The sequence below is a fragment of the Streptacidiphilus monticola genome (assembly GCF_042658505.1).
Classification (GTDB): domain Bacteria; phylum Actinomycetota; class Actinomycetes; order Streptomycetales; family Streptomycetaceae; genus Streptacidiphilus; species Streptacidiphilus monticola.
The window spans coordinates 85,744-91,955 of record NZ_JBHSQJ010000095.1; the positions used below are offsets into that span (position 1 = coordinate 85,744).

At 71.7% G+C, this 6,212-nt stretch carries 6 protein-coding genes; 5 read left to right on the forward strand and 1 reads right to left on the reverse strand.

Annotated features, from left to right (window positions below; genetic code table 11):
- Window positions 1–75: 75 nt before the first annotated feature.
- On the reverse strand, window positions 76–1,512 hold the full coding sequence (locus tag ACFP3V_RS22370) for an FAD-dependent monooxygenase (protein ID WP_380586226.1): 1,437 nt from the start codon (window positions 1,510–1,512) through the stop codon (window positions 76–78).
- A 270-nt stretch (window positions 1,513–1,782) separates the two neighbouring features.
- Here ACFP3V_RS22370 and ACFP3V_RS22375 point away from each other — a divergent pair, with 270 nt between their 5' ends.
- From ACFP3V_RS22375 to ACFP3V_RS22395, 5 genes are all read left to right on the forward strand, one after another.
- Window positions 1,783–2,283, forward strand: a complete 501-nt coding sequence (locus tag ACFP3V_RS22375) for a GNAT family N-acetyltransferase (protein WP_380586228.1) — start codon at window positions 1,783–1,785, stop codon at window positions 2,281–2,283.
- 352 nt (window positions 2,284–2,635) lie between these two features.
- Window positions 2,636–3,640 carry a methionine ABC transporter ATP-binding protein gene (locus ACFP3V_RS22380; RefSeq protein WP_380586231.1) on the forward strand — a complete coding sequence of 335 codons (1,005 nt, stop codon included), beginning with the start codon at window positions 2,636–2,638 and terminating at the stop codon, window positions 3,638–3,640.
- The gene (locus ACFP3V_RS22385; protein WP_380586234.1) at window positions 3,637–4,455 is read left to right on the forward strand and encodes a methionine ABC transporter permease; all 819 of its coding nucleotides are present in this window, start codon (window positions 3,637–3,639) and stop codon (window positions 4,453–4,455) included. The genes ACFP3V_RS22380 and ACFP3V_RS22385 overlap by 4 nt, the downstream gene beginning before the upstream one ends.
- A gap of 36 nt (window positions 4,456–4,491) precedes the next feature.
- Entirely contained in the window at window positions 4,492–5,328 is an 837-nt protein-coding gene (locus tag ACFP3V_RS22390; protein ID WP_380586237.1) for a MetQ/NlpA family ABC transporter substrate-binding protein, read from the forward strand.
- Between the two features lie 125 nt (window positions 5,329–5,453).
- Window positions 5,454–6,029, forward strand: coding sequence for a GNAT family N-acetyltransferase (locus ACFP3V_RS22395; protein ID WP_380586240.1), 576 nt, complete (start codon window positions 5,454–5,456; stop codon window positions 6,027–6,029).
- Window positions 6,030–6,212 lie beyond the last annotated feature (183 nt).

The following is a 6,212-nucleotide window of genomic DNA, read 5'->3' on the forward strand; positions in this document are numbered from 1 at the left end:
GGCGGGTTCGCGGTCCGACGACGGGAACCCGCCCCCGGCCCAGCCGCCCCGGGCGGGAGAGGCGGACCCTCCCCTCTAGCGCGGACCGCCCAGGTGGTCGGCCAGGGCCGCGCCCAGTTCCGCAGCCGTCGGGCGGTCGGCGGACCAGGCCACGTAGCCGTCCGGGCGGACGAGTCGGGTGGGTGCGTCAGCGACGGCCGCCTCGGTGCGGAGGAGCTGGTCGGACCAGTTGTCGGCCACGCCCTGGCCCGCTCCCACCAGCACGAACCTGCCCTCCCGCAGGGCCTCGTAGAGTCGGCCCGGCTTTCCGGCCAGGGCGAGGTCGGGTGCCCGCCGCACTCCGCCGTAGGAGATGGCGAGGCCCGAGACCATCAGTCCGCCCCGGCGCGTCACCGGGCCAAGATGGTCCGCCAGGGCCGTCGCGACGCCGCGTGCCAGCCGCGTCGTCCGGGTCTGCGCCAGCGCCACGCGGATCAGGCCGCCGGAGGTGCGCAGCACCATCGCGCCCACGGGGTGGCGCTCCGCGTGGTAGCTGTCCAGCAGCGCGTCCGCGTCCGGCGTCCAGCCCTTCACCGCCGCCGCCAGCTTCCAGCCCAGGTTGGCCGCGTCCTGCAGGCCGGTGTTCATGCCCTGGCCGCCTGCCGGCGAATGGCAGTGCGCGGCGTCGCCCGCCAGGAACACCCGGCCGTCGCGGTACCGGGGCACCTGCCGCTCGTCGCTGTGGAAGCGGGACAGCCACCGGGCCTCGCCCAGGCCGTGGTCGTCGCCGAGCACCCGCCGCACCGCTTCGCGCAGCTCCTCCTCGGTCACCGGGGCGCGGTCGTCCTGCTGGTCGTCGCGGTCCCAGGCGATGACCCGGTACCAGCCGTCCCCGAACGGGGCCATGAAGGCGAAGCCCGCGTCGTTCGCCCCGACCGTGAGCACCTCCGCCGGGGGCCGGGACAGCCGCACGTCACCGAGCATCACCGAGCTGACCACCGACTCACCCGGGTAGGGCATCCCGAGCAGCTCACGGATCCGGCTGCGCACGCCGTCCGTGCCCACCGCGTAGGAGGCCCGCACCGCCGCTCCGTCGGCGAGCGTCAACGTCACGCCCTCCGCGTCCTGCTGAAGACCCGTCACCTCCGCGCCGCGGCGCAGCTCCAGGCCCGCGTGCAGGGCGCGCCGCTCCAGCACCCGCTCCGTCTCGTACTGCGGAGTGATCAGGACGAAGGGGAACCGGGTCGGCAGCTCGCCCAACTCCACCGCCAGCCGGCCGAAGAGCCGCAGCGAGCGCAGCGCCTGGCCGGTGGTTACCAACTCGTCGGCGACACCACGGGCGTCGAGGTGCTCCAGCGTCCGCGCGTGGACGGCGAAGGCGCGTGTGAGATTCGACTCACCGTCACGTTTCTCCAGCAGCACGGTCCGCAGTCCGGCCGCCGCCAGGTCGCCCGCCAGCAGCAGGCCGGTCGGACCGGCCCCCACCACGGCGACGTCGTAGAACCCCTGCTCGAACTCCCCGTCCCTGCCCACGGCATGGTCCCTTCGAGTGTGTTCCGCCAGCACTTGGCGTGCTCACCCTAAGCCCCAACTCGGCCTGCGGACACGAGTTCCGCAGCGGCCGCGGCCTGTGAATCCGTGCCCGAAGCGAGGTTGCAAGCACGGAACGGCTGGGTAAAGGGCACTGGAACCACGCCCGGGACGGCGTCATCATCAACGGGCGGACCACACCTCCGGTCAGGGCAACCCGGTCGATCCCCTCAGACTCGCGGCCGGGCTCACGAGAAAGGGAGGAGAGCACGCATGGGCATGAGCGTGACCATCTCGGTGGCCACCGAGGACGACGCAGAGCGGATTCTCAAGCTGCAGTACCTCGCGTACCAGAGCGAGGCCGAGCTCTACGGCGACTGGGCGATCGACCCGCTGACCCAGACCCTGGACAGCCTGCGCACCGAACTGAAGGACCGTCACGTCCTGGTCGCCAGGCTCGGCCAGGAGGTCGTCGGCAGCGTCCGCGGCTGGGTGGACGCGGACGGCGTCGGCCGGATAGGGCGTCTGTGCGTGCACCCGCGGATGCAGGGTCACGGCCTGGGCACCCGGCTGCTGCGCGCCATGGAGCAGCGCCTCGGCGCCGAGGCCGTGCCGCCCACCGTGCTCCGCCTCTTCACCGGCCACCGCAGCCTGGCCAACCTCCGCCTCTACCAGCGTCTCGGCTACCAGCAGACGGCCGTGGAGGAGGTCAGCCCCAAGCTGAGCTTCATCAGCCTGGAGAAGCCGCTCGAGCAGTTCGCCGCCACCGCCTGAACCGCCCCGCGCTGTCCCACGACGGGCCCGATCGCCGCATTCGCGGTGGTCGGGCCCGTCTCGCTCCGTGGACGCGTTTTTGCTTCCTGTGTGCCTGTTCTGGTCTTATGGGCGACATGACGACGCACACGACCTACCTCACCACCGGCGCGACGCCGGCAGGTGGTCGTGGCATGCGCCTCGTAGGCGCCTGTTGTCGAATGTGCTGCTGCCAGGGCTGACGCCGCCTCAGGCCCCCAGTCCCCTGGCCTCGGACCGTCGAGGTTCCCTCCGGTTTCCGAACTCCCCTCCGGCACGACCTTCCCGTGCGCCGCGCTGTGCCGCTGCGCGCGCCCGACCAACGGAATCCCCTGTGATCACCACCACTGACCTGACCAAGGTCTTCCGCGCCGACGGGCGTGAAACGCTCGCCCTGGACGGTGTGGACCTGCACGTCCGCCCCGGCGAGGTCTACGGCGTCGTCGGCACCAGCGGCGCCGGCAAGAGCACCCTGATCCGCTGCGTGAACCTGCTGGAGCGGCCCAGCTCCGGCAGCGTCGTCGTGGACGGCCGCGAGCTGACCGCGCTCGCCCCGAAGCAGCTGCGCGAGGTCCGGCGCTCGATCGGCATGGTGTTCCAGCACTTCAACCTGCTGGCCCGGCGCACCGTCCAGCAGAACGTCGAACTCCCGCTGGAGCTGACCGGCCTGACCCGCCGTCAGCGCGCCGCCAAGGCGGCCGAGCTGCTCGACCTGGTCGGCCTCGGCGAGAAGGCGGGCAGCTACCCCTCCCAGCTCTCGGGCGGCCAGAAGCAGCGCGTCGGCATCGCCCGCGCACTGGCCGGCGACCCCAAGGTGCTGCTCTCCGACGAGGCCACCTCGGCGCTGGACCCGGAGACCACCCGCTCGATCCTGGAGCTGCTGCGCCGGCTCAACCAGGAGCTGGGCCTGACCGTGCTGCTGATCACGCACGAGATGGACGTCATCAAGTCCGTCTGCGACTCGGCGGCGCTGATGCGGCGCGGCCGCGTGGTGGAGTCCGGCACCCTGTCCGACCTGCTGGCCACGCCCGGTTCCGAGCTGGCCCGCGCACTGTTCCCGCTGGGGGAGGCGTCCGTGGAGGGCACGCTCGTCGACATCACGTTCCAGGGTGACTCGGCGGTGCAGCCGTTCATCTCGCAGCTCGCCCGGACCTACAACGTCGACATCAACATCATCGGCGCGGCCGTGGAGACCATCGGCGGCCGCCAGGTCGGCCGGATGCGCGTCCAGCTGCCGGGCGACTTCGAGGACAACGTGGTGCCGATCGGGTTCCTGCGCGAGCAGGGGCTCCAGGTGGAGATCGCGAGCGGAGCACGAGTCGTCGAGGGGGCAGCGTGACCTGGGACGAGATGCAGCCGCTGCTGACGCAGGCGACGCAGGAGACGCTCTGGATGGTCGGCATCGCCGCCCTGGCGACCGTGGTCGTCGGACTGCCGCTGGGCCTGCTGCTGGTGCTGACCGGCAAGGGCGGGCTGCTGCAGAACGCGGTCGTCAACAGGGTCGTCGGCGCCTTGGTCAACGTCGGGCGCTCGCTGCCCTTCGTCATCCTGATCGTGGCGATCATCCCGTTCACCCGCTGGGTGGTCGGCACCACCATCGGCTGGCAGGCGGCGACGGTGCCGCTGGCCGTCGGCGCCATCCCCTTCTTCGCGCGGCTGGTCGAGTCCGCCGTGCGCGAGGTGGACGGCGGACTGGTCGAGGCGGTCCAGGCGATGGGCGGCGGCACCTGGCACATCGTCAGGAAGGCGCTGCTGCCGGAGTCCCTGCCCGCCCTCGTGTCCGCGCTCACCACCACGGTCATCGCGCTGATCGGCTACTCGGCCATGGCCGGCACCGTCGGCGGCGGCGGACTGGGCACCCTCGCCATCAACTACGGCTACATGCGGTTCGAGACGACCTTCATGTGGGTCATCGCGGCCGAACTGGTCGTCCTGGTCACGCTGGTGCAGCTGCTGGGCGACGGCATCGCCCGCCGCATCGACCACCGGCGCGGCACCGCCGGCCGGAGGGTGACGCTGCGTCAGTTCGTCCCCACCGGCACGGTGCAGGCCACTCGGACCGCCGACTCACGCCCTGCCGACCCACAGACTTCCGCGGCTGACGCGGAGACCGAGGCCCGCGAGGCGGAGCGACCCTCCGTCGCCGCGCGCTGAACCAACCGAAGTAGAAAAGCAAGAGAGGCACTTTTCGTGCGCACGTCCGCCAAGTTCACCGTCACCGCGGCCACCGCCGCAGCCGCCGCCCTCGCCCTCACCGCGTGCGGGAGCAGCTCCTCCTCGACCTCCTCCGCCGGCAAGGCGGACCAGCCGCTCGTGGTCGTGGCCAGCCCCACTCCGCACGCGCAGATCCTCGAGTACATCGAGAAGAACCTGGCGGCCAAGGCGGGGCTGAAGCTGCAGGTCAAGGTGGTCACCGACTACGTCACCCCGAACACCGCGGTCCAGGACGGCTCGGCCGACGCCAACTACTTCCAGCACGTCCCCTACCTCGACGACTTCAACAAGACGCACGGCACGGACATCGTCTCCGTCGAGACGGTCCACCTGGAGCCGCTGGGCCTGTACTCCAACAAGGTCAAGTCGGTCGCCGCGCTCGGCAACGGCGCCACCGTCGCCCTGCCCAACGACGCCACCAACGAGGGCCGGGCGCTCAAGCTGCTCGCGGACAACGGCCTGATCACCCTCAAGGCGGGGGCGGGTGCCAAGGCCACCCCGGCCGACGTCGCGTCCAACCCGAAGAACCTCAAGTGGAAGGAGCTGGACGCCGCCCAGCTCCCGCGCTCGCTCAGCGACGTCGACGCCGCGGTGATCAACGGCAACTACGCGCTCGACGCCAAGCTGAACCCGGCCAAGGACGCCCTGGTGCTGGAGAAGGCCGCGAACAACCCGTACGCCAACATCCTCGCCGTCAAGAAGGGCAACGAGAACGACCCCCGGGTGCAGAAGCTGGCGCAGCTGCTGCACTCGCCCGAGGTGAAGAAGTACATCGAGACCACCTTCTCGGGTTCGGTCATCCCCGCGTTCTGACGCGTCGTCGGCTGACGCCCGCGGTGGCGGAGTAGCCTCGTCCGACCTGCACCGGCCCGGTGCGCCGAAGGCGCGCCGGGCCGGAAGGGTGACGCGGGTCCCCTACCTGGAGCATGATCGTTCCTATGAACAGCAGTGCGCGCGGCGGCGGTTCGGCACCGGCCTTCCCCGAGATCACCATCAACACGGAACGGCTCACGCTGCGCGCGCTCGAACCCGCGGACGCCGAACTGGTCGCGGAGCTCTACTCCGACGAGCTGTCCCGGCAGTGGACCACGGTTCCCCAGCCGTACGGCTCCGCCGAGGCGGAGGCCCTGGTGACGGGCGGGAAGGGCTTCGCGCTCGGGGTGACCGAGTTCCTGACACAGCGTCTGGTCGGCGTGCTGCGGCTGCGCGCGACGGACTGGCGGCTGCGGGCGACGGAGGCCGTCGTCGTCATCGCGCCCTGGGCCCGGGGGGAGGGCTACGCAGGAGAATCGATCCTGGCGGTGGCGCAGTGGCTGTTCGAGGACCAGAAGTTCGAACGCCTGGAGCTCAGGACTGCGTCCGGCAACGCGGCAGCCCTGCAGGTCGCGCAGAAGATCGGCTGCGTGAGCGAGGGCGTGCTGCGCGGCGCGTGGCTCGACCGCGCGCCCGACGCCCCACCGGGTTCCCGCTCCGACGTGATCGTCTGGAGCCTCCTCCCCGAGGACTTCCTGTAGTTGCACCCCCTCAGGCGGCGCAGCCGCCAGGGGCGCGGGGATCCCCCACCCTTCGGGCGCGAGGTGCCCACTGGGCGACCAGCCCACCACCGACGGGCGTCCGTCCCCGAGCAACGGGGCGAACCTCCGTCCGTGGTGGGCTGGTCGCGCAGTTCCCCGCGCCCCTGGCGGCTGCGCCGCCTG